22 protein-coding genes are annotated in these 22,949 nt (G+C 68.0%); 5 read left to right on the top strand and 17 right to left on the bottom strand.

Annotation, left to right across the window (positions count from 1 at the left end; all coding sequences use genetic code 11):
* Positions 1-47 precede the first annotated feature (47 nt).
* Both ACPEH8_RS00170 and katG read left to right on the top strand, forming a co-directional pair.
* Positions 48-656 carry a DUF937 domain-containing protein gene (locus ACPEH8_RS00170; RefSeq protein ID WP_017356060.1) on the top strand — a complete coding sequence of 203 codons (609 nt, stop codon included), beginning with the start codon at positions 48-50 and terminating at the stop codon, positions 654-656.
* Between the two features lie 221 nt (positions 657-877).
* Positions 878-3,106: a catalase/peroxidase HPI gene (gene katG / locus ACPEH8_RS00165; RefSeq protein WP_017356061.1), complete on the top strand. Its 2,229-nt coding sequence runs from the start codon at positions 878-880 to the stop codon at positions 3,104-3,106.
* A 34-nt stretch (positions 3,107-3,140) separates the two neighbouring features.
* Here katG and ACPEH8_RS00160 read toward each other — a convergent pair whose 3' ends face one another.
* Both ACPEH8_RS00160 and ACPEH8_RS00155 read right to left on the bottom strand, forming a co-directional pair.
* A complete protein-coding gene (locus tag ACPEH8_RS00160; RefSeq protein ID WP_262071872.1) occupies positions 3,141-3,545 on the bottom strand; it encodes an RNA-binding S4 domain-containing protein in 405 nt (134 codons plus the stop codon).
* Positions 3,538-3,765 carry a hypothetical protein gene (locus ACPEH8_RS00155; protein ID WP_229296448.1) on the bottom strand — a complete coding sequence of 76 codons (228 nt, stop codon included), beginning with the start codon at positions 3,763-3,765 and terminating at the stop codon, positions 3,538-3,540. Before ACPEH8_RS00155 ends, ACPEH8_RS00160 begins: the two co-directional genes overlap by 8 nt.
* 139 nt (positions 3,766-3,904) lie before the next feature.
* Here ACPEH8_RS00155 and ACPEH8_RS00150 point away from each other — a divergent pair, with 139 nt between their 5' ends.
* Positions 3,905-5,365, top strand: coding sequence for an MATE family efflux transporter (locus ACPEH8_RS00150; RefSeq protein ID WP_262071871.1), 1,461 nt, complete (start codon positions 3,905-3,907; stop codon positions 5,363-5,365).
* 85 nt (positions 5,366-5,450) lie between these two features.
* On the opposite strand, the gene rplS is transcribed toward ACPEH8_RS00150, so the two are convergent.
* From rplS to ffh, 8 genes are all read right to left on the bottom strand, one after another.
* A complete protein-coding gene (gene rplS, locus ACPEH8_RS00145; protein ID WP_017356065.1) occupies positions 5,451-5,858 on the bottom strand; it encodes a 50S ribosomal protein L19 in 408 nt (135 codons plus the stop codon).
* 156 nt (positions 5,859-6,014) lie between these two features.
* A complete protein-coding gene (gene trmD / locus ACPEH8_RS00140) occupies positions 6,015-6,773 on the bottom strand; it encodes a tRNA (guanosine(37)-N1)-methyltransferase TrmD (protein ID WP_017356066.1) in 759 nt (252 codons plus the stop codon).
* Between the two features lie 5 nt (positions 6,774-6,778).
* Positions 6,779-7,291 (bottom strand): ribosome maturation factor RimM, encoded by a 513-nt coding sequence (rimM, locus tag ACPEH8_RS00135; protein WP_017356067.1) that lies wholly within the window; start codon positions 7,289-7,291, stop codon positions 6,779-6,781.
* Between the two features lie 42 nt (positions 7,292-7,333).
* The gene (gene rpsP / locus ACPEH8_RS00130; protein WP_017356068.1) at positions 7,334-7,594 is read right to left on the bottom strand and encodes a 30S ribosomal protein S16; all 261 of its coding nucleotides are present in this window, start codon (positions 7,592-7,594) and stop codon (positions 7,334-7,336) included.
* A 124-nt stretch (positions 7,595-7,718) separates the two neighbouring features.
* Entirely contained in the window at positions 7,719-8,507 is a 789-nt protein-coding gene (locus ACPEH8_RS00125) for an aminotransferase class IV family protein (RefSeq protein ID WP_017356069.1), read from the bottom strand.
* Positions 8,504-9,580, bottom strand: a complete 1,077-nt coding sequence (locus ACPEH8_RS00120; RefSeq protein WP_166472756.1) for an NAD(P)H-dependent flavin oxidoreductase — start codon at positions 9,578-9,580, stop codon at positions 8,504-8,506. The genes ACPEH8_RS00125 and ACPEH8_RS00120 overlap by 4 nt, the downstream gene beginning before the upstream one ends.
* Before the next feature lie 75 nt (positions 9,581-9,655).
* On the bottom strand, positions 9,656-10,090 hold the full coding sequence (locus ACPEH8_RS00115; RefSeq protein WP_423665689.1) for a hypothetical protein: 435 nt from the start codon (positions 10,088-10,090) through the stop codon (positions 9,656-9,658).
* Positions 10,091-10,241: 151 nt separating this feature from the next.
* Positions 10,242-11,621: a signal recognition particle protein gene (gene ffh / locus ACPEH8_RS00110; RefSeq protein WP_017355335.1), complete on the bottom strand. Its 1,380-nt coding sequence runs from the start codon at positions 11,619-11,621 to the stop codon at positions 10,242-10,244.
* A gap of 131 nt (positions 11,622-11,752) precedes the next feature.
* On the opposite strand from ffh, the gene ACPEH8_RS00105 reads away from it, so the two are divergent.
* Positions 11,753-12,547 carry a cytochrome C assembly family protein gene (locus tag ACPEH8_RS00105; RefSeq protein ID WP_017355334.1) on the top strand — a complete coding sequence of 265 codons (795 nt, stop codon included), beginning with the start codon at positions 11,753-11,755 and terminating at the stop codon, positions 12,545-12,547.
* A 4-nt stretch (positions 12,548-12,551) separates the two neighbouring features.
* On the opposite strand, the gene ACPEH8_RS00100 is transcribed toward ACPEH8_RS00105, so the two are convergent.
* The 4 genes from ACPEH8_RS00100 to radA form a co-directional block, all read right to left on the bottom strand.
* Positions 12,552-13,025 carry a hypothetical protein gene (locus tag ACPEH8_RS00100; RefSeq protein ID WP_229296449.1) on the bottom strand — a complete coding sequence of 158 codons (474 nt, stop codon included), beginning with the start codon at positions 13,023-13,025 and terminating at the stop codon, positions 12,552-12,554.
* 59 nt (positions 13,026-13,084) lie between these two features.
* Entirely contained in the window at positions 13,085-15,391 is a 2,307-nt protein-coding gene (locus tag ACPEH8_RS00095) for a hypothetical protein (protein ID WP_423665687.1), read from the bottom strand.
* Positions 15,392-15,436: 45 nt separating this feature from the next.
* Positions 15,437-17,293 (bottom strand): ATP-binding protein, encoded by a 1,857-nt coding sequence (locus ACPEH8_RS00090; protein ID WP_017355331.1) that lies wholly within the window; start codon positions 17,291-17,293, stop codon positions 15,437-15,439.
* A 127-nt stretch (positions 17,294-17,420) separates the two neighbouring features.
* Positions 17,421-18,797 (bottom strand): DNA repair protein RadA, encoded by a 1,377-nt coding sequence (radA, locus tag ACPEH8_RS00085; RefSeq protein WP_423665685.1) that lies wholly within the window; start codon positions 18,795-18,797, stop codon positions 17,421-17,423.
* A gap of 149 nt (positions 18,798-18,946) precedes the next feature.
* On the opposite strand from radA, the gene ACPEH8_RS00080 reads away from it, so the two are divergent.
* Entirely contained in the window at positions 18,947-21,010 is a 2,064-nt protein-coding gene (locus tag ACPEH8_RS00080; protein WP_017355329.1) for a putative bifunctional diguanylate cyclase/phosphodiesterase, read from the top strand.
* Positions 21,011-21,195: 185 nt separating this feature from the next.
* Here ACPEH8_RS00080 and cyoD read toward each other — a convergent pair whose 3' ends face one another.
* From cyoD to ACPEH8_RS00065, 3 genes are all read right to left on the bottom strand, one after another.
* Positions 21,196-21,546, bottom strand: coding sequence for a cytochrome o ubiquinol oxidase subunit IV (gene cyoD, locus ACPEH8_RS00075; RefSeq protein ID WP_017355328.1), 351 nt, complete (start codon positions 21,544-21,546; stop codon positions 21,196-21,198).
* On the bottom strand, positions 21,546-22,187 hold the full coding sequence (cyoC, locus tag ACPEH8_RS00070) for a cytochrome o ubiquinol oxidase subunit III (protein ID WP_037590942.1): 642 nt from the start codon (positions 22,185-22,187) through the stop codon (positions 21,546-21,548). The genes cyoD and cyoC overlap by 1 nt, the downstream gene beginning before the upstream one ends.
* On the bottom strand, positions 22,184-22,949 hold a 766-nt coding region (locus tag ACPEH8_RS00065), incomplete at its 5' end, for a cbb3-type cytochrome c oxidase subunit I (RefSeq protein WP_423665683.1). The genes ACPEH8_RS00065 and cyoC, both read right to left, overlap by 4 nt.

The raw sequence follows: 22,949 nt of genomic DNA, 5'->3' as shown, positions 1-22,949 counted from the left end.
GGCGGCGTTATGCTCGGCCGGTTCCCATCCCTGCTCCGGAGTCCGCCGTGAACAACGCATCGCTCGCCGCTTCCCTCTTCCAGCAACTGCAGCAGGGCCAAGGCCTGCAGCAGGTCTCCCGGCAACTGGGCATCGACTCCGACCAGGCCAGTAGCGCCATCGGTGCGGCACTGCCGCTGCTGATGGGCGCAATGGGCCGCAATGCCCAGCAACCGCAGGGTGCCGAAGCCCTGCTGGGGGCGCTGCAGCGCGACCACGCCGGCGGCGGGAGCGGTGGTTTCGATCTGGGTGGTCTGCTCGGCAACGTGCTCGGCGGTGGCGGCGGCAGCGCCACCGATGGCGCAGGCATCCTCGGCCACGTGTTCGGCGGCAACAGCGACCGGGCCGCCCAGGGCCTGAGCCAGGCTACCGGCCTGGACAGCAGCAAGACCAGCCAGCTGCTGGCCATCCTCGCGCCGATCGTGATGGCCTACCTGGCCCAGCGCTTCGCCAACGGCGGCAACCCGGCCCAGCTCGGCCAGGCGCTCGGGCAGGAAGCGCAGGCCGCCAGCAGCGGCGGGCTGCTGACCTCGGTGCTGGACCAGGACGGCGACGGGCAGCTGGGCATCGGCGACCTGCTCAAGCTGGGTGGCGGCCTGCTGGGGGGCAAACGCTGAGTGCGGGATAGAAATAGGCTGTAGCTATCGCTTTGGTTGATTCATTCGAATTTACCGAATGAACGGGCGTGCTTACCGTGTCTGCATGCCGTCACGGCACGCCCCGGCAGCCGCCAGGGCCTGGCGGCGACGCGGCTCCTGCGGGAACGCGCGCCCACCGACATCGCCCTCCACGCTCCGGCGCGGAGGCGTCCCATTCGCTGGTACACAGGTAGATGCCCATGAAAAGCGAAGCAAAGTGCCCCTTCAACCACGCCCTCGTCGGCGACGCCACCACCAACCGCGACTGGTGGCCCAAGCAGCTGCGCGTGGACCTGCTCAACCAGCATTCCAACCGCTCCCATCCGCTGGATGAGGGCTTCGAGTACGCCAAGGCGTTCGCGCAGCTCGACTACGCGGCGCTCAAGGCCGACCTTGCCGCGCTGATGACCGATTCGCAGGACTGGTGGCCGGCCGACTTCGGCCACTACGGCGGCCTGTTCGTCCGCATGGCCTGGCACAGCGCCGGCACGTACCGCATCGGCGACGGGCGCGGTGGCGGCGGCCGCGGGCAGCAGCGGTTCGCCCCGCTCAACAGCTGGCCGGACAACGTCAGCCTGGACAAGGCGCGGCGCCTGCTGTGGCCAATCAAGCAGAAGTACGGCCAGGCGATCTCCTGGGCCGACCTGCTGATCCTCACCGGCAACGTCGCGCTGGAATCGATGGGCTTCAAGACGCTGGGCTTCGCCGGCGGGCGCCCGGATACCTGGGAACCGGACCAGGATGTGTACTGGGGTCGCGAGACCACCTGGCTCGGCGGTGACGTCCGCTATGCGCACGGGTCCGAAGGCGTGGTGGAAGACCACGGCGTGCTGGTGTCCGATGACGACGCCGATGGCGACATCCACTCGCGCACGCTGGAGAACCCGCTGGCCGCGGTGCAGATGGGCCTGATCTACGTCAATCCGGAGGGCCCGGATGGCAACCCCGACCCGCTCAAGGCCGCCTACGACATCCGCGACACCTTCGGCCGCATGGCGATGAACGATGAGGAGACCGTGGCGCTGATCGCCGGTGGCCACAGCTTCGGCAAGACCCACGGCGCCGGCCCGGCCGACAACGTGGACGTGGAACCGGAAGCCGCCGGCCTGGAACACCAGGGCCTGGGCTGGGCGAACAGGTTCCGCAGCGGCAAGGGCGGCGACACCATCACCAGCGGGCTGGAAGTGACCTGGACGCGTACCCCGGCGCAGTGGAGCCACGACTTCTTCGAGCTGCTCTTCAAGCACGAGTGGGAGCTGACCAAGAGCCCGGCCGGCGCGCACCAATGGGTGGCCAAGGACAGCGAGGCGGTCATTCCCGACGCGCACGATCCGTCAAAGAAGCATCGCCCGAGCATGCTCACCACCGACCTGTCGCTGCGCGTCGATCCGGCCTACGAAAAGATCTCGCGCCGCTTCCTGGCCGACCCGCAGGCCTTCGCCGATGCCTTCGCGCGTGCGTGGTTCAAGCTCACCCATCGCGACATGGGCCCCCGCTCGCGCTATCTGGGCCCGGAAGTGCCGGCCGAGGAATTCCTCTGGCAGGACCCGGTGCCGGCAGCGACGCAGCCGGGCATCGACGCGGCCGACATCGCCACGCTGAAGCAGCAGATTGCCGCCAGCGGCTTGAGCGTGTCCGAGCTGGTCGCCACCGCGTGGGCGTCGGCCTCCACCTTCCGCGGCTCGGACAAGCGCGGCGGTGCCAACGGTGCGCGCATCCGCCTGGCGCCGCAGAAGGACTGGGCGGTCAACCAGCCGCAGCAGCTGGCCAAGGTGCTGGCCGCGCTGGAGAAGATCCAGACCGGCTTCAATGGCAACGGCGGCGGCAGGCAGGTATCGCTGGCCGACCTGATCGTGCTGGCCGGCGGTGTGGGCATCGAACAGGCGGCCAAGGCCGGCGGCCATGACATCCAGGTGCCCTTCACCCCCGGCCGCACCGATGCCAGCCAGGAACAGACCGACGTTGAATCGTTCGCGGTGCTCGAGCCGTACGCCGACGGCTTCCGCAATTACCTCAAGGGCCGCTACAGCGTGCCGGCCGAGGTACTGCTGATCGACAAGGCGCAGCTGCTCACCCTGACGGCTCCGGAGTTGACCGTGCTGGTCGGCGGCCTGCGCGTGCTGGGCGCCAACACGGACGGCAATACGCAGGGCGTGCTGACCGACCGCCCCGGCACGTTGAGCAACGACTTCTTCGTCAACCTGCTGGACATGCGCACGCAGTGGAAGGCCAACGGCAACGGCTACGAAAGCAGCGGTGCCGCGCGCTGGACCGGCAGTCGCGCCGATCTGGTGTTCGGGTCCAACTCGGTCCTGCGAGCCCTCGCCGAGGTCTATGCCAGCGCCGATGGCGAGAAAAAGTTCGTGCAGGACTTCGTCGCCGCCTGGGTGAGGGTGATGGAACTGGACCGCTACGACCTGCACAGCTGATGCGACGCGCTGGGTGCCGACCGTGGGTCGGCACTCAGATCGCGTCAATATCCCCCAACGCCCGGATCAACCGGCGCGCACGCTTGTCCGGCTTGTGCTCCGGCGGCTGGTAGCCATTCTTTGCGGCGGCACGCTGCGCACGCAGTTCCGCCCGACGCGCGCGCGAGGCCTCGCTTTCTTCGTACAGCTGCTGCGCCACCGGCGCCGGCCCACGCAGGTCGCTCAGGCCGCGGACCTGCACCTCATAGGTTTCATCGCCTCGGCTGATCTGCAGCTGCTCGCCCACGCGCACCGCGCGCGAGGACTTGGGGCGTTGTCCGGCGACGTCGACCTTGCCGGTCTCCACCGCCTGCTTGGCCAGGCTGCGGGTCCTGTAGAAGCGCGCGGCCCACAACCAGACATCCAGCCGCACGGCGGCCACGGGTGTTGCGTCAGTCATTCTGCTTGCCCAGCTCCACGGCGTTGGCCGGTCGTCGATTCAGCGGTTGCGGTGCGTCCGGATTGCCACGGCAACCGGTGCCACCGATCAGTACCGGTACCCCGGCGTCCAGATCGCGGCGCTGGCTGCCAACCTGGCACTCGGGTCGGTCCATCGGCCGTACCTGGGCATCCCCCAGGCGGTCCGTACTCGAACATGCGGCCAGTGCACCGGCAATCAAGAGCGCAGTGCAGGAGCGCGCCCATACAGGCACGGTGGGAAGGGTCCGAAGGCGCGGATGAAACGGGTCTGGCATGGCGATATCCCGCTGACGGGCGTGGTGCTAGTGTGCCGCTCCCAGAGCCTGATCTCCAGAGCACATGGCCAAAGCGCCGCTTGACCTGACCACCGGCCCGATCGGGCGCAACCTGTTCCTGTTCGCCCTGCCGATCCTGGCCGGCAACATCGCCCAGTCGCTGAACGGCTCGGTGAACGCGATCTGGGTCGGGCGCTTCCTTGGCGAGGCGGCGCTGACCGCCACCGCGAACGCCAACAGCATCATGTTCTTCCTGATCGGCTCGGTGTTCGGCATCGGCATGGCCGCCACCATCCTGATCGGCCAGGCGATGGGCGCGCGCGACCTGCCGCAGGCGCGCCGGGTGATGGGCACCAGTGCCACGTTCTTCATCGGGCTCTCGGTGGTCATCGCCATCGCCGGCTGGTGGCTGTCGCACCCCCTGCTGGCCGCGATGGGCACGCCCGCCACGTCGCTGCCGCTGGCCGAGGCCTATCTGCGCATCATTTTCCTGGCCATGCCCACGCTGTACGCGTTCGCTTTCCTCAGCTCGGCGCTGCGCGGCGTCGGCGACTCGCGCACGCCCTTCCGTTTCCTGCTGCTGTCGGTGGTGCTGGACATCGGCTTCAACCCGCTGCTGATCTTCGGCATCGGCCCATTCCCGGCACTGGGCATCGCCGGTGCCGCGTGGGCCACGCTGATCGCCCAGACCGTGTCGCTGCTTGGCCTGTTGCTGTACATGCGCAACAAGCGCCACGTGCTGTGGTTGGGCCGCAAGGACATGGCGCTGTTCAGGATCGACCCGGAGATCCTGCGCGCACTGGTGGTCAAGGGCATCCCGATGGGCCTGCAGATGGTGCTCATCTCCCTGTCGATGATCGTCACCGTGAGCATCGTCAACGGCTACGGCACCGATACCGCCGCTGCCTACGGCGCGTCGCTGCAGTTGTGGACGTACGTGCAGATGCCGGCAATGGCGATCGGCGCGGCCTGTTCGTCGATGGCCGCGCAGAACGTGGGCGCCGGCAACTGGAGCCGCGTGCGCGGCACCGCGCGCAGCGGCGTGCTCTACAACTTCCTGCTGACCGGCGCGCTGATCCTGCCGCTGATCCTGCTCGACCGCTACACCCTGGCGCTGTTCCTGCCCAGCGGCAGCGAAGCGCTCGACGTGGCCCGCCACCTCAACCACATCGCGGTGTGGTCGTTCCTGTTCTTCGGCGTGAACTTCGTGATCTCCGGCGTGGTGCGCTCCACCGGTGCGGTGATTCCGCCGCTGCTGATCCTGGCGGTGTCGCTGTGGGGCATCCGCGTGCCGTTCGCCGAGGGCATGCAGCCGTACCTGGGCGCTGACGCGGTGTGGTGGAGCTTCCCGGTCAGTTCGTTCTTCGCGATGCTGCTGTCGCTGGCCTACTACCGCTGGGGCGGCTGGCGCAAGGCGCGCATGCTGCCCGCCCATCGCGGGGAGCTGGCCGCCCCGTCGGAAGTCCCCTCGATGCCGCCGTCGCCGGTGGCCGATCCGGACCCGGCCGCCCCCACCCGCCCGTAACTGGATCGCGAAACGCAGACGGCCACCCGAAGGTGGCCGTCTGTTGGGCAGGTACCGACCTGGAGGCCGGTACACCACGCCGGAATTACTGGGCGGCCTTCGCAGCCAGGCGGGCAGCCTTGGCCTGCGCAGCGGCAGCCAGATCTTCCTTGATGCGGGCAGCCTTGCCTTCCAGGCCACGCAGGTAGTACAGCTTGCCGGCGCGGACCTTGCCGCGACGCTTCACTTCGACCGAGTCGATGATGGCGCTGTGGGTCTGGAAGACGCGCTCGACGCCGTAGCCGTGCGAGATCTTGCGGACGGTGAAGGCCGAGTTCAGGCCGGCGTTCTTGGTGCCGATCACGACGCCTTCGTAAGCCTGCACGCGCTCACGGTTGCCTTCCTTCACCTTCACGTTGACGACGACGGTGTCACCCTGGCTGAACTTCGGCAGTTCACGGGTAATCTGGGCGGATTCGAAATCCGAAAGAATGGTCTTGTTCAGCTTGCTCATGGGTGCACCGATAGTGTTCGGGTGGTCGTGTCGTTCGACAACGTGGGCTCATGCAGTCACCGGACTGTGCTGCACGTTTTTTGTAGGGATTCCGCCAACCAGCCCCCAATAGGGGCGATGGCAATCCCGCATTCTAATCCAGGAAACGCCGCCACGCTAGGGGGCGGCATCTCCGCTGTGGGCCTGCCGGGCCTGCTCGAGCAGGAGCCGGTCGGCCTTGGACAACCGGCTTTCGTCCAGCAGGTCCGGGCGACGCAACCAGGTCCGCAGCAGCGACTGCTGGCGGCGCCAGCGGGCGATGGCGGCATGGTTGCCCGAGCGCAGCACATCGGGGACCGTGCCCCATTCATGCTGTGCCGGATGACTGTAGTGCGGGCAGTCCAGCAGCCCCTGCGGGCCTTCGAAACTGTCCTGGGCCGCCGATTCGGCATCGCCGAGGGCACCCTCCTGCAACCGGGTGACGGCATCGACGATCACCGCCGCGCCCAGCTCGCCGCCGGACAGCACGTAGTCGCCGATCGAGATTTCCTCGGTGACCTCGGCCGCCAGGAAACGCTCGTCCACGCCTTCATAGCGCCCGCACAGCAGGATCATGCGCGGCAGTGCCGCCAGTTCCCGCACCTTGGCCTGGGTCAGCGGCTGGCCCTGCGGGCTCAGATAGATCACCGGCGCCGGCGCCGGGTCGGCCGCCTTGGCGGCCGCCAGGCAGGCGCGCAGCGGCTCGATCAGCATGACCATGCCGGGGCCGCCGCCGAACGGACGGTCGTCCACCCGGCGGTAGTTGCCCTCGGCGTAATCGCGCGGATTCCAGCCATGCAGGTCGAGCAGGCCGCGTTCGGCGGCACGGCCGACCACGCCCAGCGCGGCCGACTGCGCCATGAACTCGGGGAACAACGTGATGACGTCGATACGCACCGGCGTCAGAACTCCGGATCCCAGTCGACGATGACCAGATTGGCCTCGAAATCCACCGACACCACGAAGTCCGGCTGCACGAACGGAATCATCCGCTCACGGTCGCCCTGCACCACCACCACATCGTTGGAGCCGGTCGAGAACAGGTGCGAGACCCGGCCCAGCTCGACGCCCTCGACGGTGCGCACCTGCAGCCCTTCCAGATCGACCCAGTAATACTCGTCGGCCTTCGGGGGCGGCAGCGCGCTGCGCGGCACATAGACTTCGGTCCCGTACATCGACTCGACCACATCGCGATCGGTGACATCGGGGAACACCGCGACCAGATGCTTGCCGGACTGACGTCCGCGCGCCCCGGTCAGGGTGCGTTCCTGGCCGGCGGGCGACCGCAGGATCCAGGGTTGATAGTTGAAGATGGCGGTACGCGGCTCGGTCCAGGACTCGAGCTTGATCTCGCCTCGCACACCAAAAGCGCCGACAATCCTGCCCAGCAGGATGCGGCGCTCGGTATCTTTCATCTGAATAGACCGATGGGCCGCGGCAGGCGCGGCCCTTCAGGATCAGGCCGCGGAGGCCTGGGCCTTGGTCGCTTCCTTGTACAGGTTGCGGACCTTGTCGGTCATCTGGGCGCCGTTGGCGACCCACTTGTCGACCAGCGGCAGGTCCAGCACGATGCGGGATTCCGCACCCTGGGCCACCGGGTTGTAGTAGCCGACGCGCTCGATGTTGCGGCCGTCACGGGCGCTGCGCGAGTCGGTCACGATGATGTGGTAGAACGGACGCTTCTTGGCGCCGCCGCGGGTCAGTCGAATCTTGACCATGATGTTGCTTCCTCAATTGCCCAGTCGCCAGGATGGCGCGGTAAGCCGGCGATTATAGCGGCGCACCCGGGCCATTCCAAGCCTGCCCCGGCCGGAAAAGCTGAACAGCCCCTTTACCCGGCGGTTACCCGCCCAACGGCTGCCACGGCACCGCCGCCAGGACGGCCCGCGCCCGCGCGCACAGCGCCTCGGAGTCCGGCAGCACCCGCCCATCGATCCGTGAAATCGGCCAGACCCCGACCGAGTTGCAGGCGAACGCGCCGCTGAACCCGGGCAGCGCCGCCAGCTCGACCGGCCGGCGCTGCTGGTCCCCGTTCCATCCCGCCTGCAGCAGGCGCTCATGGGTGCCGCGCAACGCCGGCGCCTGCGGCCACACCAGGGTGTCGCCGGCGGACAGGCCGATGTTCCAGGTGGTGCCCTCGCTGATGACACCCCCGTCGCCGACGAACAGTGCATCGTCGGCTCCGGCCTGCAGGGCCGCACGGCGATGCTCGAACAGTGGAAACGTGCCCACGTGCTTGAGGTGCGGCAGGTCGCGCTGGTAGCGCACCGTGCGCAGACAGCGCGAGGCCGCCGGCAGCGTCACCGGCGCGGCAACCGCGATCAGCACGTCCACCGGTACCGCCTGCAGCGGCTGACGGAAATCGAAGCAGTGCGAATACACCGTCACCCGCAGCGATGCATCGCGCACGCCCGCAGCGTGCAGCGCGTGCCACATCCAGGCCTGGACCTGGGCGGTATCGAGCGTGCTGGCGAACAGTTCCTGCGTCCCCTGCTGCAGCCGCTGCAGGTGCAGGTCCAGCCCCTGTACGGCCCCGTCGCGTACCTGCAGCGAGGTGAAATGGCCGTAATTGGTCAGTGCGCCGGCCAGGTCGTCGGCACTGGCAGACAGGCCGTTGCAGTACAGCTTCATGCCAGCAGCGCCCGGGCCTGCGCCCACATCTGCGTGAGCACCTCGGCTGCGGGGCGGGCCGGCGCCATCCACGCCGACTGCCCGGCCCAGGCCTGCATCGCGTCGAGGCGGTGCTCCCGGCTGGCCTGCGCGCGCATCGGCGCGGTGAGGCCGCGCTGCACCGGATATGGCCGCGGCGGGGGCGCGCCGGGGGCCGCCGCCGCGCGAACATAGGCAGTGGCCAGACCCCGGCCGAGGCGGCCGCTGAAGGCGCGCGTCGGCCAGGTGTCTTCCGGTTCGGCGGCGGCCAGCGCCTGCGACCAGGCCGGATCGAGCGCGCATTCGGGCGTGCGCAGGAAGGCGGTGCCTACCTGGACCGCGCTGGCGCCCAGCATCAGCGCGGCGGCAACGCCCCGGCCATCGGCGATGCCGCCGGCCGCGATCACCGGCACCTGCAGGTGGTCAACCAGCCGCGGCAGCAGCGCGAACAGTCCCACCTGCTGGCGTTCGGCCGCAGCGGGATCGAACGCACCGCGATGGCCACCGGCTTCACATCCCTGCGCGACCACCGCATCGGCACCGGCGGCCTGCGCCGCCAGCGCCTCGGCCAGCGTCGTCGCACAGGCGAACCAGGCAATGCCCACGTCCTTCAGCCGCTGCACCTGGGCGGCGGAGAACACCCCCATGATGGTGGAGGCAACCGCCGGCCGCGCCTGGATCAGCGCGTCGAACTGGGCATCGATATCGGCCGGGCTGGCGTCACCGGCACTGGCCGGCACCTCCGGGCCCCATTGCGACAGAAACGCCCGGGTCGCCGCCTCGCCGTCCGCATCGCGCGCCGGCAGCGGATCGGGAATCCAGACGTTGACCTGCGCAGGCCCGCTGGACCGAGCGCGGAAGTCGTCCATCCACGCCACGATGTCCTGCGGCTGGGACAGCACCGCGCCCATCGCGCCCATGCTGCCGGCCGTGGCCAGCGCCGCCGACAACGGCACCGGGCAGGCGCCGGCCATCGGGGCGAGCAGGATCGGCGCCTGCAAGGCAAAACGCCGACAGAAACTGTCGGCGCGTTCGAGGATCGGCGAAAGACTCACGCGCGGCGCACCTGTAGGGTCAGACCCGGCCAGCATACGCCGCACCGCCCTGCCCGGCATGCACGCCGGCAGGAGTCAGCGCGCCGACACCGCGTAGGTGCGGACCAGCTGACTGTCCATTTCTTCGTTGAACGTGAAGGTCACATAGCGCGCGTCGTCGGCGGCGAATTCTTCGTCGACCACGGCCCGGCCGATCTCGGTGCCATCGGCATCCAGCGCGCGCGCCACCAGCCTGCCCTTGAACGGCTTGTCGGCCACCACGTACACCGCTGCGTCCTTGGAGCCCATGCCACGGCTCTTGCCCTGGGTCACGGTCAGGCCGCGTGTGGCCAGACCCGGGTCGGTCTGCAGCGTCACGCTCATGCGCTTGTCCACGCCCTCACCCAGGCCGGCGACGAAATCGGCGGCGGTGCCGCTGATCGCACTGCCTGCCTTCTGCGACATCGACGTGTCGTCCTTGCAGGCGGTCAGCGCCAGGACCAGCGCCACCACCACGATCGACTTGTTCACGGGCATTCCTTTGAGTGATCCAACAGCGGGCTAGTCAAGCACCCCGGCCCAGACGCTGGCAAGAGGCAAAAGCGCACGCGGGTGACGCGTGCGGCCATTTCGTAGAAGCAGAGGCGGCGCGGGGCCCGAAGGCCGGCCGCGCACAGGGCACTCAGCGGAACGGCAGGCCGCCGCGGCCGCCCATCGCGCCCATCATCCCCTTCATGCTGCGCATCATGCCCTTCATGCCGCCGCCGGCCATCTTGCTCATCATCTTTTCCATCTGCTGGAACTGCTTCATGAGCTTGTTGACGTCGGCCGGGGTCAGGCCGGAACCGCGGGCGATGCGGGCGCGGCGCGAGCCGTTGAGCAGGCCCGGATTGCGCCGTTCCTTCTTGGTCATCGAGTTGATGATGGCGATCATGCGCGGCACTTCCTTGCCCTGGCTGACCTGCTGCTTGAGGTGCTCGGGGATCTGGCCCAGGCCCGGCAGCTTGTCCATCAGCCCGCCGATGCCGCCCATGTTCTGCATCTGCTCGAGCTGGTCGCGCATGTCGTTGAGGTCGAACTTCTTGCCCTTGGCGACCTTCTCGGCCAGCTTGGCCGCCTTGTCCTTGTCGACCTGCTGCTCGACCTGTTCCACCAGCGACAGCACATCGCCCATGTCCAGGATGCGGCTGGCCAGACGATCGGGGTGGAACACGTCCAGGCCGTCGGGCTTTTCGCTGACGCCGACGAACTTGATCGGCTTGCCGGTGATGTAGCGCACGCTCAGCGCGGCACCGCCGCGGGCATCGCCATCGGTTTTGGTCAGCACCACGCCGGTCAGCGGCAGCGCTTCGCCGAAGGCCTTGGCGGTGTTGGCCGCGTCCTGGCCGGTCATGGCATCGACCACGAACAGCGTTTCAGCCGGGTTGACCGCTGCGTGCAGGGCCTTGATCTCGGCCATCATCGCGTCGTCGATGGCCAGGCGACCGGCGGTATCGACCAGCAGCACGTCCACGAAGGACTTGCGCGCATCGTCGATGGCGGCACGGACGATGGCCTCCGGCTTCTGGTCGGCGGTGGACGGGAAGAACAGCACGCCGACCTGGTCGGCCAGGGTCTTGAGCTGCTCGATCGCGGCCGGACGGTAGACGTCGGCCGACACCACCATCACCTTCTTCTTGCGCTTTTCCTTCAGGTGCTTGGCAAGCTTGCCCACCGTGGTGGTCTTGCCCGCGCCCTGCAGGCCGGCCATCAGGATGATCGCCGGGGCCGGCACGTTGAGGTTGAGGTCGGAGGCGGCCGAACCCATCACCGTGGTGAGCTCGTCGCGCACCACCTTGATCAGGGCCTGGCCCGGGGTCAGCGACTTGAGCACTTCCTGGCCGACCGCGCGCACCTTGATGCGCTCGATCAGGGCCTGTACGACCGGCAGCGCGACGTCGGCCTCGAGCAGGGCGATGCGGACTTCGCGGGTGGCCTCGCGGATGTTTTCCTCGGTGAGGCGACCGCGGCCGCGCAGCCGCTCGATGGTGCCGGAGAGGCGCTGGGTCAGGGACTCGAACATGGAGGCAACCTGTTCAGAACGAAAGACAAAGAGACCGACAGTATAGCGGGTCCGCTGCGGCCGCCGGATCGCCGCTGCGGCCTGTCGCCGCAGGCATCGCCAGCATCCAGGGGGTATGCGAAACTGACACGATGACAATCGTTCTCATCGCCACCCTGCTCTACCTGACCGCGACCGGCCTGCTGGTGCGCGCGGTGAGCCGCGATGACGGCCCGCGCTCGCCGGCCTGGTTGTGGCCGGCCCTGCCGGCGATGCTGCTGCATGGCAGTTACCACGTTCTGGTGGCCATGCGCACCAGCGGCGGACCGGACATGCACTTCTTCGCGGCGCTGTCGCTGGTCGGGCTGGGCATGGCCTGGCTGACCTCGCTGGTGGCCGCCCGGGGCCGGATGGCCGCACTGGGCGTGCTGGTGTTCCCGATGGCCGCGGCGGTGCTGTGCATCTACCACGGCTACGGCCATGAGCCGAGCCGCCCGCTGGGCTGGCAGCTCGCCACCCATGCCTGGATGGCGCTGCTGGCCTACGCCACGCTGAGCGTGGCCGCGCTGCTGGCGATCATGCTGTGGCTGCAGGAACGCGCCCTGCGCCGGCGCGACTTCCGGCCCTGGCTGCGTGCGCTGCCGCCGCTGGCCGACCTGGAAGCGCTGCTGTTCCGGGTGATCACCGTCGGATTCGCCCTGCTCACCCTGACCCTGGTCACCGGCGTGCTGTTCGTCGACGATCTGCTGGCGCAGAAGCTGGTGCACAAGACCGTGCTCAGCATCCTGTCGTGGATCGTGTTCGGCACGCTGCTGATCGGCCGCCGCCGCTATGGCTGGCGCGGCGCCAAGGCTGTGCACTGGACCCTGACCGCGATGGGCCTGCTGCTGCTGGCGTTCTTCGGCAGCCAGTTCGTGATCGAACTGGTGTTCGGCCACGCGCGCTAGTCGCCTACAGCGGTTCGGTCAGTTGATCGCGCAGGCGGCTGCCGCGCTGGGTGGTCATGTCGTCCACGCCCCAGCACCCATCGCCGCGCTGGCGTAGCGACAGCAGGACGCGGTACGGCTCACCCCATACCGCATAACGCACCTCCACCGTGGCGACGTCGGCGGCGCTGCCCGCCACGCGCGCGAACGCGAACGGCGCGTCGATCTCGCCATCCTGGCCGTCCAGCCACGGATCGCTGTCCAGATGGCAGATGCCCTGCTCGCGCTCCTGGCAGTCGCGCTCCTCGGCGAACAACCTGCCCAGCGCGGGCGTCAGCACCTCCGCCGGCGTCGCCAGCAGGCCGTCCATGCTGGCCTGCTGGAATCGGCGCGCCACCACCACCGGGTCGTCGCACGCCTGCCCGGCCTGCGCTGTCGGCGCGCAGAGCAGCGCCACTGCCAGGCCACCACACACCCGCGTCCACTGTGGCATCCGCATACCTCGTCTCCTTCCCTGTCGATGGGCCGGGCGCCCCGTTGGCGCGCCCGGCCCGGCCATCACAGACCGTAACGCTCGATCACGTCCAGGTGGCGCTGCGCGTCCTGGTCGCAGGCTTCGGCCAGGCGCAGCCAGCACAGCTGGTGCGGCCACTGCGCGGTCGCGTCGAGCAGGAACCGGTGCAGGTCCAGCGGCGGCTGTTCCTGCGGCTGCGCGACGGTGAACAGCACGCCCGGCAGTGGCACATCGTCGCCTTCGGCATCGGTGAGCTGGTAGTCGTCCGGACTGTGCGTCCACAGCTTCCAGCCACGGGCCTCGACCGCCTCGGCGAAGGCACTCCACGCGTCTTCGCCCGGATGCACGCCATCCACCAGCCAGCTGCCCGCATAGCCACCACTTTCAAGCAGATGGACCTCGGCATAGGTGGGCATGAAGCGCTCGCGCTCCTGCTCGTCCTCCGGCGCCGGATGCACCAGCTCGGCGTCGAACACCACCCAGTCGTCCACGCGCTGGCGGCGGTTGGCCGGCGCGTTCTCGACAATCCGCGCGGTGACCGGGCCGGTGCGGCGCGCATAGTATTCGATCGGCTCGCCACCGTCGGTGCAGCGGATGATCACCCAGCCGAAGGATTCCTCGACCGGGCCGTCGGTGCTGTCCAGCTCCATGCCGATGGCCGCTGCCGAGCCACGCACGGCCGCCCAATCGCGGGCGGCACTGGCGGCGGTCATGTGATCCCAATGCGCGCTGCGCGGTTCCTCCAGCACCTCGGTGAGGTGGCGGTACTGCACGGCGGCATCCTGGAAGCGCTGCATCGCCATCAAGGCCACGCCCAGCAGGTTGCGCGCACCATGCGACTGCGGCGACAGCGCCAGCAGCGCGCTGCACGCCTGCTCCAGCGTGGCCCAGTCGGACAGCTTGTGTGCCATCTGCGCCTGGCACCACAGTGCGAACACCGGCACCTGCGCCTGGTAATGCTGCATCAGGCGGTCCAGCCCGGCCTGGTCGCCACGCTGCACCAGCAGGCGCAGGAGCGAGTACGCCGGGGCGGCATCCTCATGCGGGTGGCGCTCGACAAACGCCCACAGCAACGCGATGGCCTCTTCCTCCGCACCACAGGCGTTCAGCGCCGAGGCGGCGACATCCAGCATGGCTGCGTCGTCGGGACGCTGCTCCACGCCCTGCAGCAGCCATTGCGCCTCGCGCTCCGGATCACGCCCATCGCCCTGCTCGCCCTGTTCAACCAGCCAGTCAAGCAGGCCTTCGGCAGGAACAGGCAACGCGGCGGTGCTGGGAGCGGCATCGATCCGTGCGGCCATCGCGGCGATCGCATCGCTGGCGCCGCGGTTCTGGCGCAGTTGGCCCACGTGCTGGCGGGCCAGTGCCAGGTGACGGCGCGCGGTCCACACCGCACCGCGCTGCAGCGCCATGTCCACGCACAGCCCGGCGATTTCGATCACGAAGCGATGTGCACCGACCTCGGCGTAATGCGCCAGGGTCGCGTTGAGGCGGCGCCCCAGATCCCAACTGTTGCGCTCGGGCGCATTGCGCACCAGCAGCGCCACGGTGTGCGCCCACATGCGACGGTAATTGGGCGACAGCTGGTTGAACGGTACCAGCGATGCCAGCGCCTCCTCGTCGCGGCCCAGCTGCGCCAGTGCCCACGCGCGCGACAGCTTGCGCGGAACAGTGCAGTTGGCAGGCTCGTAGTCACCTTCGGCGTCCACTTCGGCCTGTCGCACATCGATCAACGCCAGCGCCTCGGCCGCGCGGCCGCTGGCGAGCAGGATCTTGATGCGCATCTCCGGAAAGCTGTCGTATACCTTGCCGCCGTGCGCCAGCACGGTACCGGCCTGCACATCCAGATAATCCAGCGCGCCCTGGCTGTTGCCGTCATCGAGCAGTGCATCGGCCTTCTCGCAGCTCAGGCACTGGAAGCACGCCCAGCTCGGATTGATCCGCGCCAGCGTTTCCTCGCAGACCTCGATGCGCTCGGGCACCCAGCCGGGGCCATCGATGTTGCCGTAACAGGCCGCCAGGTCCTGGGTCACGCAGATCGACTGCGGGCACTCCACCGTATCGGCACGGTGGGCGCGTTCGAACAGCGCCACGGCGTCGCCCAGCGCCGACTCGCCTTCCAGTCGGTTGCCGACACGGTTGCGCATGTCCCAGTGGCCGACAAACACCTCCAGCCACGGATTGCCCAGCGTTTTGCCCAGCGCACGCGCTTCGGGCAGCAGGGCATCCACGCGGTCCATGCGCAGTTCGCAGACCTCATCGGTCAAGCGCGTCAGCAGCTGCGCGCTCTGCGCCTGCCCGGCTTCGCCGAGATCGTCCTGCAGTTTTTCAACCCAATTCCAGATATCCATGCGGTCGTGCCGTCCTGTGGTGCGTAACGTTGAAGAAAGGGAGGGTCAGCGCGCCTGCAGCATCTGCTGCAGGGCATCGGCGATGTCGCCGAACGCGCGGTTGAGATCGGTGCTGGCCGCGCCGCCGTCCTGTGCGCGGCCCTGCGCGCTGACGATCACCTTCAGCGAGCGCAGCAGGCGTGCAGCGGACGCGGCCTGCGGGTTGCCGGCGCGCATCGCCGCCAGCAGCGCCTGCACAGCGGGGTTGTCCAGGTTGAGGTACAGGCGCGACGGGGCGCGCGCCACGATCCGGGCAGTGAACTGTCGCGCCAGCCGCAGCGCGGCCATCGACACGCGCTTGTCGTTCTCGTCGTCCTCCAGACGGCGTTTCAGCTCGGCCTCGCGATCGGGCACCACCACCACCGGCAGTTCAGACGGGCTGAAATGCGCCGGCAGCAACTGCTCGCCGTCACCCAGATGGGTCTGCAGCCAGTCCATTTCGGCATCGGGCAGCGTATCGGTGCGGAACAGCGCGCGGTTGCCCTGCTCGGTGCCCAGCTCCACCAGGCGCATGCCCTTGGCCTGGGTCCAGCGGCGAAGGAACGGCACCACCGCGTAACGGTTGCCATGCGCCACCGGCACGCCCATCGCACGGAACAGCATTTCCTCGAACCCGCCGCCGCTGTCCAGGATCACGTGGACCGCACCGCGCGACGGCAGTTCGCTGGCCTTGATGTCGCCCTGCGAACTGGGCACGCGCACGTGTTCGAGCAGCAGCTGGAACAGGCGGTCGTCGCAAAGCGACGCCCCGAGCAGCGCTTCGTTGTGCCGCACCAGAATGCGTCGCCATGCTTCGGGCTGCTGGCGTGCGATCTCCACCAGCCCATCGATCAGGGCCTCTCCCAGCGCATGCTGCACGGCGCTGTAGGTTTCATCGCGCTGCAGATCTTCGCGGCTGGCGGTGGGCGTCAACCGGCTCGATTCGATCACCCCGCCGATGAAACCGGCCCACGGTGGCAGCAGATCGCGTGCGTCGTCGTCGAGCAGCATGCCGCGCACGAACACCGAGAGATTGCGGTTGTCACTGGTGCCGTAAGTGGCACCGTCCTGTACCCAGAGCAGGCCCACCGCATCGCTGCCGCCATCGGCGCGCAACGGCATGCAGGCGATCGGCTCGAAGCTGCGTTCGAAGTGCGCGGCAAACTCCAGGCCACGGCGCTGCGCCTGCAGCGGGTGCATGACCACACCGGCCTGTGGTCGCCACGGCGGCGGCTCGGGATTGATCGCGCGCGCATCCTGGCCAATGTGGATCGGCTCCCCCAGCAACGCGCAGTACCGGCCGAGGATGTCGCGCAGGTTCTGCTCCTGCGCCAGATGCACGTAGCTGCTGTGCAGCTCGAGGATCACCTCGGTCCCCACCGCACGGGCCGGCATCGGTGACACCGTGTACTGCTCGGCATTGCTGGACACGTAGCAGTGGCCCAGCGTCGGCTGCTGGTAGGAGGTGGTGCGCACAGTGACCCGGCGTGCCAGCACGAACGCGGACAGGAAGCCCAGCCCGAACATGCCGATCAGCCCCTCGTCGTCTTCACCCGCCTGGCGCAGGCCACGGGTGTAGCCCACGCCGACCGTGGCCAGGTAATCGTGGATTTCCTGCTGGGTCAGGCCGGCACCGGTATCGATGATGCGCACGATGCCGTTGACGGCATCGCCATGCACTTCAATCCGGCCCGGGTCCTGCCAGTCGGCCTGCTCCAGGCGCCGCCGCACCAGTGAATCGTGCGCGTTCTGCACCAGTTCGCGCAGTGCCACCACCGGGGTGGAATACAGATGCTTGCCAAGGACAGTCATCAATCCGTTGAGGTCGACACCGGCGCGACGGATCTCGCTGGCGCCCTGTACATCCAGGGGAGTCTCTTGCATGTAATCGTTTTCTCTGGCGGGCGCACCCCGGCCGGGATGCGCGCTGGAACGAGGATTTCGGGAAAGGAAACCTAGCACAGCCCGGCCACGCATTGCCTGCGCGGCGCGGGCGTCGGAAACAGCCCGTTCAGATCGCGTCGATGGCCTCGGACAGCCGCTCCACCGCGATCACCTCCATGCCCTTCACGCTTCCGGCCTTGGGCGCATTGGCTTTGGGCACGATGGCGCGCTTGAAGCCATGCGTGGCGGCCTCGCGCAGCCGGTCTTCGCCATTGGGCACCGGGCGGATCTCGCCGGACAGACCCACCTCGCCGAACGCGATGGTCTTTTCGGCCAGCGGGCGGTCCTGCAGCGAGGACAACACCGCCAGCAGCACCGGCAGGTCGACCGCGGTCTCCTGTACGCGGATGCCGCCGACCACATTGACGAACACGTCCTGTTCGCCGACCAGGACGCCGCCGTGACGGTGCAGCACGGCCAGCAACATGGCCAGCCGGTTCTGCTCCAGGCCCACCGCCACCCGGCGCGGGTTGGACAGTGGCGAGGCGTCGACCAGCGCCTGCACTTCCACCAGCAACGGCCGGGTGCCCTCGCGGGTGACCATGACGCAGCTGCCGGGCTGGCGCGTACTGCCACCGGACAGGAAGATCGCCGAGGGATTGGAGACTTCCTTCAGCCCTTTCTCGCCCATCGCGAACACGCCCAGTTCGTTGACCGCACCAAAGCGGTTCTTGAACGCGCGCAGCAGGCGGAAGCGGCTGCCGCTCTCGCCTTCGAAATACAGCACCGCATCGACCATGTGCTCGAGCACGCGCGGGCCGGCAATGCCGCCCTCCTTGGTCACGTGCCCGACCAGGAACACCGCGGTGCCGGTTTCCTTGGCAAATCTGACCAGCCGGGCCGCGCTTTCGCGCACCTGGCTGACCGAGCCAGGTGCGGCGGTCAGCGATTCGGTCCACAGCGTCTGCACCGAGTCGGCAACCATCAGCTTCGGCTTGGCTACGCTGGCATGTCTGAGGATCGCCTCGATCCCGGTCTCGGCCAGCGCATTGACCCCGTCCAGCGGCAGATCCAGACGCACCGCCCGTCCGGCTACCTGCGACAGCGACTCCTCACCGGTGATGTACAGCACCGGCAAGGACGCGGCCATCTTCGCCACGGCCTGCAGCAGCAGGGTGGATTTGCCGATGCCCGGATCGCCGCCGACCAGTACCACCGCGCCCTCCACCAGACCACCGCCGAGCACGCGGTCGAACTCGCCGATACCGGTGCTCACCCGCAGGTGTTCGGTCTGCTGCACATCCTTGAGCGCCATGATCTGCGGGGCATCGACCTTGCCGGCCCAGCCCGAGCGTCGCGCCGCCGGCGACTTGGCGGCGGCGGCGCTTTCCAGCACCACCTCGCCAAGCACGTTCCAGACCCCGCATTCGGTGCACTGGCCCTGCCACTTGCTGTATTCCGCGCCGCATTCGCTGCAGACGTAGGCGGTGAGCCTCTTGGCCATGTCCACTTCCACTTCATCGTCAGGCGGTCAGGATAGCCGAGCCGCGTCGCAGCATCCGAGACGCGGCGCGCACGGACCTAAAGAATCCGGCGCCGGTGCCGATACCCCGGCGCACTCCTGCACCCCCTCCGCTCCCCAGGTTTTCTTTCATGTCCGGCACCTACAGCCAGAGTCTTGTCGTGTTCTCGCTGCTGGTCGCCATCCTCGCCTCCTACACGGCGCTGGACATGGCCGGCCGTCTGGCCAGCACGCAGGGGCGCGTGGCACGCTGGTGGCTGGCCGGCGGCGCCGTCGCGATGGGCCTGGGCATCTGGTCGATGCACTTCATCGGCATGCTCGCCTTCGACCTGCCGATTCCGGTCGGCTACGACCTGGCGATCACCCTGTACTCGCTGGCCGTCTCGGTCGGCGCCTCGGCCTATGCGCTGTGGCTGGTCTCCCGCCCGCACCTGCCCTGGGCGCGCCTGGGCGCCGGCGCGGTTCTGATGGGCCTGGGCATCGCGGCGATGCACTACCTGGGCATGGCGGCACTGCAGATGCAGCCAGGCATCACCTACGATCCCCTCTGGTTCACCGCCTCCATCGTGATCGCCATCGCGGCCTCCGGCGCGGCATTGTGGATCGCCTTCCGCCTGCGCGGCGAACAGCGCCGCCCGTTCCTGCTGCGCGGCGCCGCCTCGCTGGTGATGGGCCTGGCGATCGTGGGCATGCACTACACCGGCATGGCGGCCGCCAGCTTCCCGCCCGGCAGCATCTGCGGCGCGGCCTATGGCGAGGGCATCGACAGCAAATGGCTGGCGGTGCTGGTGATCGTCACCACACTGGCCACACTGGGTATTGCCCTGATCGCGTCCGTGTTTGATCGCCAGATGCGCACCCGCACCGGCCTGCTCGCGGACTCGCTGGCGCAGGCCAACGAAAAGCTGATCCAGGCTGCCCTGCATGACCCGCTGACCCAGTTGCCGAACCGGATGCTGCTGCAGGACCGTATCGAGCAGGCGATCGAGAAGGCGCGTCGGCGCCAGTTCACCTTCGCGGTGATGTTCTGCGATCTGGACGGTTTCAAGACCATCAATGACGCCTACGGCCACCAACTCGGCGACAAGCTGCTGATCCAGATGAGCCAGCGCGTGGCCGCGCTGCTGCGCGCCCAGGACACCTTCGCGCGTCTGGGCGGCGACGAGTTTGTCATCGTGTTCCAGGTCGACGCGCCGGAAGATGCCGCCGTGGTGGCCGAGCGCATCATCGCCACCATCGCCGAACCCTTCGTGATCGACGCGCTGGAGCTGCAGGTCAGCGCCAGCCTGGGCATCGCGCTGTACCCGGCCGATGCCACCAGCGAACGCGACCTGATGGCGCATGCCGATGCCGCCATGTACCACACCAAGGAATCCGGCCGTAACGGCTATACGTTCTTTACGCAGTCGCTCAACGTCAGCGCCAACCGCCAGCTCAAGCTGCTGCAGGAGCTGCGCAAGGCCGTGATCCGCAACGAACTGGTGCTGCACTACCAGCCCAAGTTCCCGGCCAACGGCCAGGCCCTGACCGGTGCGGAGGCACTGGTGCGCTGGCAGCATCCGGAGCTGGGGCTGCTGTCACCGGATGCCTTCATTCCGTTGGCCGAGCGCAGCGGGCTGATCCTGCAGATCGGCGACTGGGTGCTGGACCGCGCCTGCGCGCAGCTGCGCCAATGGCACGACGCGGGCCACGCGGACTGGTCGATGGCGGTCAATCTCTCGCCCCTGCAGTTTGGCTCCAGCACCCTGCTCGAGACCGTGCGCGGCACGCTGGAGCGCCATGCGCTGGCGCCGCGCTGGCTGACCCTGGAAGTGACCGAAACCACAGCGATGAAGGACGTCGAGGCCAGCCTGCAGATCCTCCACGGGCTGACCGCAATGGGCGTGAACATTTCCATCGACGACTTCGGCACCGGCTATTCCAGCCTGCTGTACCTCAAGCGCATGCCAGCCACCGAGCTGAAGATCGACCGGGCGTTCGTGCATGACCTGGAAGAAAACGCCGAAGACGCGGCGATCGTCTCCTCGATCATCGCCCTCGGCCGCTCGCTGCAGCTGCGGATCGTCGCCGAAGGCGTGGAAACCGACGGCCAGCGCCAGTACCTGAGCGATCTCGGCTGCGATCTGCTGCAGGGCTACCACCTCGGCAAACCCGTGGGTGCCGAGGAGTTCCTGCGGTTGGCGCGCGCCGCGTGAGGGGCTGTGGCGACCGGCGGTCGGCACCTACAGCCGCCACCGGCCTCCCTCGGCGTATGCGACACCCGGGGTAGAGCCGACCGTTGGTCGGCTGCCCTTCGCTCCGGCACCGGCACCGCCCCCTCACCCAACAAACAGAAAGGCCGCCCGGAGGCGGCCTTTCTGCATGCCGGGGTCCGAAGACCTCAATGCATCATATGCACGTTCATGTTGTGCATGACCCACAGCGAACCGGCGACGATGATGCCGATCACCACGACGGTGAAGGCCGCCGCGCTGACGTTCCAGCGCTGTTCGGAGGAGCGGTCCAGGTGCAGGAAGAACACCAGGTGCACCAGAATCTGCAGCACCGCGGTGATCACGATGATGATGCCGGTGGTCAGACGCGGCAGGTCGCCGTGCATGACGGCCCAGAACGGGATGATGGTCAGCACTGCAGCCAGCAGGAAACCGATCAGGTACGACTTGACGCTGCCGTGGCTCTCACCGCCGGCGCTGTGGCCGTGGTCGTGTGCGTGATTGTCATGTGCGGACATTACAGCGCTCCATTCAGATAGACGACGGAGAACACGCCGATCCAGATCAGATCCAGGAAGTGCCAGAACAGGCTCAGGCACGCCATGCGGGTCTTGTTGGTCGGGGTCAGGCCGTTCTGCTTGATCTGGATGAACATGATCAGCAGCCACAGCAGGCCCGCGCTCACGTGCAGACCGTGGGTACCGACCAGCGCGAAGAACGCCGACAGGAACGCACTGTGGTCCGGACCGTAGCCCTGATGGATCAGGTGGTTGAACTCCCACACTTCCATGACCATGAAGCCGAAGCCCAGCAGCCAGGTGATGGCCAGCCACAGGTACATCTGGCCGACCTTGTGCTTGTGCATGGCAATCATGCCCAGACCGAACGTCAGCGAGGACACCAGCAGCAGCGTGGTTTCCCACGCCACGAACGACAGTTCGAACAGGTCCTTCGGACCCGGGCCGCCGTTGGTACCGCCGGACAGCACGATGTAGGTGGCAAACAGCGTGGCGAAGATGAGGCAGTCGCTCATCAGGTACACCCAGAAACCGAAGACGGTATTGCCGCCGGTGTCGTGGTGCTCGTGGTCATCATGGCCGTGGGCCGCCGCATGCGCGGCGTGCCCGTGGTTCATGGTGTTGGGGATAGTGCTGCTCATGCCTTCAGCTCCGATTTCACCAGGCCCTGCGCCACCAGGTGGCGACGGTGCTCATTCTCGATCCGCTCCACTTCGGCGGCCGGCACGTAGTAATCCACGTCCTTGTCGAAGGTGCGCCAGATGAAGGTGCCGATCATGCCGATCATGCCCACGATGGCCAGCCACCAGATGTGCCAGATCATCGCAAAGCCGAACACCAGGCTGAAGGCGCCGATCACCACACCGGTGCCGGTGTTGCGCGGCATGTGGATGTCGGTGTACTTGGCCGGGCGTTCCCACGCCTCACCACGCTGCTTGCGCTCCCAGAACTCGTCCAATTCGTTGACGCGCGGCAGCGAGCCGAAGTTGTAGAACGACGGCGGCGAAGAGGTTTCCCACTCCAGCGTACGGGCATCCCACGGGTCGCCGGTCAGGTCGGCGGTCTTCTTGCGGTCGCGGATCGACACGGCGATCTGGATGACCTGGCACAGGATGCCGGCACCGATGATGAAGGCACCAAACATGGCGATGATCAGCAGCGGCTGGTACTCCATGTTCGGGTAGCTCTGCATGCGGCGGGTCATGCCCATGAAGCCCAGGATGTACAGCGGCATGAACGCCACATAGAAGCCGATGAACCAGCACCAGAACGCGCGCTTGCCCCAGGTTTCATTGAGACGGAAGCCGAACATCTTCGGCCACCAGTAGGTGATGCCAGCGAACATGCCGAACACCACGCCGCCGATGATGACGTTGTGGAAGTGGGCGATCAGGAACAGGCTG

Origin of the sequence: Stenotrophomonas sp. NPDC077461 (assembly GCF_049545475.1) — a bacterium.
GTDB lineage: Bacteria > Pseudomonadota > Gammaproteobacteria > Xanthomonadales > Xanthomonadaceae > Stenotrophomonas > Stenotrophomonas nematodicola.
The sequence above is the reverse complement of the archived record's forward strand: the minus strand, read 5'-3'. Positions and strand labels throughout refer to the sequence as shown.

Coding starts and splice junctions, on each gene's coding strand:
- katG (WP_017356061.1), top strand. CDS start 878: ATGAAAAGCGAAGCAAAGTGCCCCTTCAACCACGCCCTCGTCGGCGAC.
- ACPEH8_RS00160 (WP_262071872.1), bottom strand. CDS start 3,545: ATGACTGACGCAACACCCGTGGCCGCCGTGCGGCTGGATGTCTGGTTG.
- ACPEH8_RS00150 (WP_262071871.1), top strand. CDS start 3,905: ATGGCCAAAGCGCCGCTTGACCTGACCACCGGCCCGATCGGGCGCAAC.
- rplS (WP_017356065.1), bottom strand. CDS start 5,858: ATGAGCAAGCTGAACAAGACCATTCTTTCGGATTTCGAATCCGCCCAG.
- rimM (WP_017356067.1), bottom strand. CDS start 7,291: ATGAAAGATACCGAGCGCCGCATCCTGCTGGGCAGGATTGTCGGCGCT.
- rpsP (WP_017356068.1), bottom strand. CDS start 7,594: ATGGTCAAGATTCGACTGACCCGCGGCGGCGCCAAGAAGCGTCCGTTC.
- ACPEH8_RS00125 (WP_017356069.1), bottom strand. CDS start 8,507: ATGAAGCTGTACTGCAACGGCCTGTCTGCCAGTGCCGACGACCTGGCC.
- ffh (WP_017355335.1), bottom strand. CDS start 11,621: ATGTTCGAGTCCCTGACCCAGCGCCTCTCCGGCACCATCGAGCGGCTG.
- ACPEH8_RS00105 (WP_017355334.1), top strand. CDS start 11,753: ATGACAATCGTTCTCATCGCCACCCTGCTCTACCTGACCGCGACCGGC.
- ACPEH8_RS00100 (WP_229296449.1), bottom strand. CDS start 13,025: ATGCGGATGCCACAGTGGACGCGGGTGTGTGGTGGCCTGGCAGTGGCG.
- ACPEH8_RS00095 (WP_423665687.1), bottom strand. CDS start 15,391: ATGGATATCTGGAATTGGGTTGAAAAACTGCAGGACGATCTCGGCGAA.
- ACPEH8_RS00090 (WP_017355331.1), bottom strand. CDS start 17,293: ATGCAAGAGACTCCCCTGGATGTACAGGGCGCCAGCGAGATCCGTCGC.
- radA (WP_423665685.1), bottom strand. CDS start 18,797: ATGGCCAAGAGGCTCACCGCCTACGTCTGCAGCGAATGCGGCGCGGAA.
- ACPEH8_RS00080 (WP_017355329.1), top strand. CDS start 18,947: ATGTCCGGCACCTACAGCCAGAGTCTTGTCGTGTTCTCGCTGCTGGTC.
- cyoD (WP_017355328.1), bottom strand. CDS start 21,546: ATGTCCGCACATGACAATCACGCACACGACCACGGCCACAGCGCCGGC.
- cyoC (WP_037590942.1), bottom strand. CDS start 22,187: ATGAGCAGCACTATCCCCAACACCATGAACCACGGGCACGCCGCGCAT.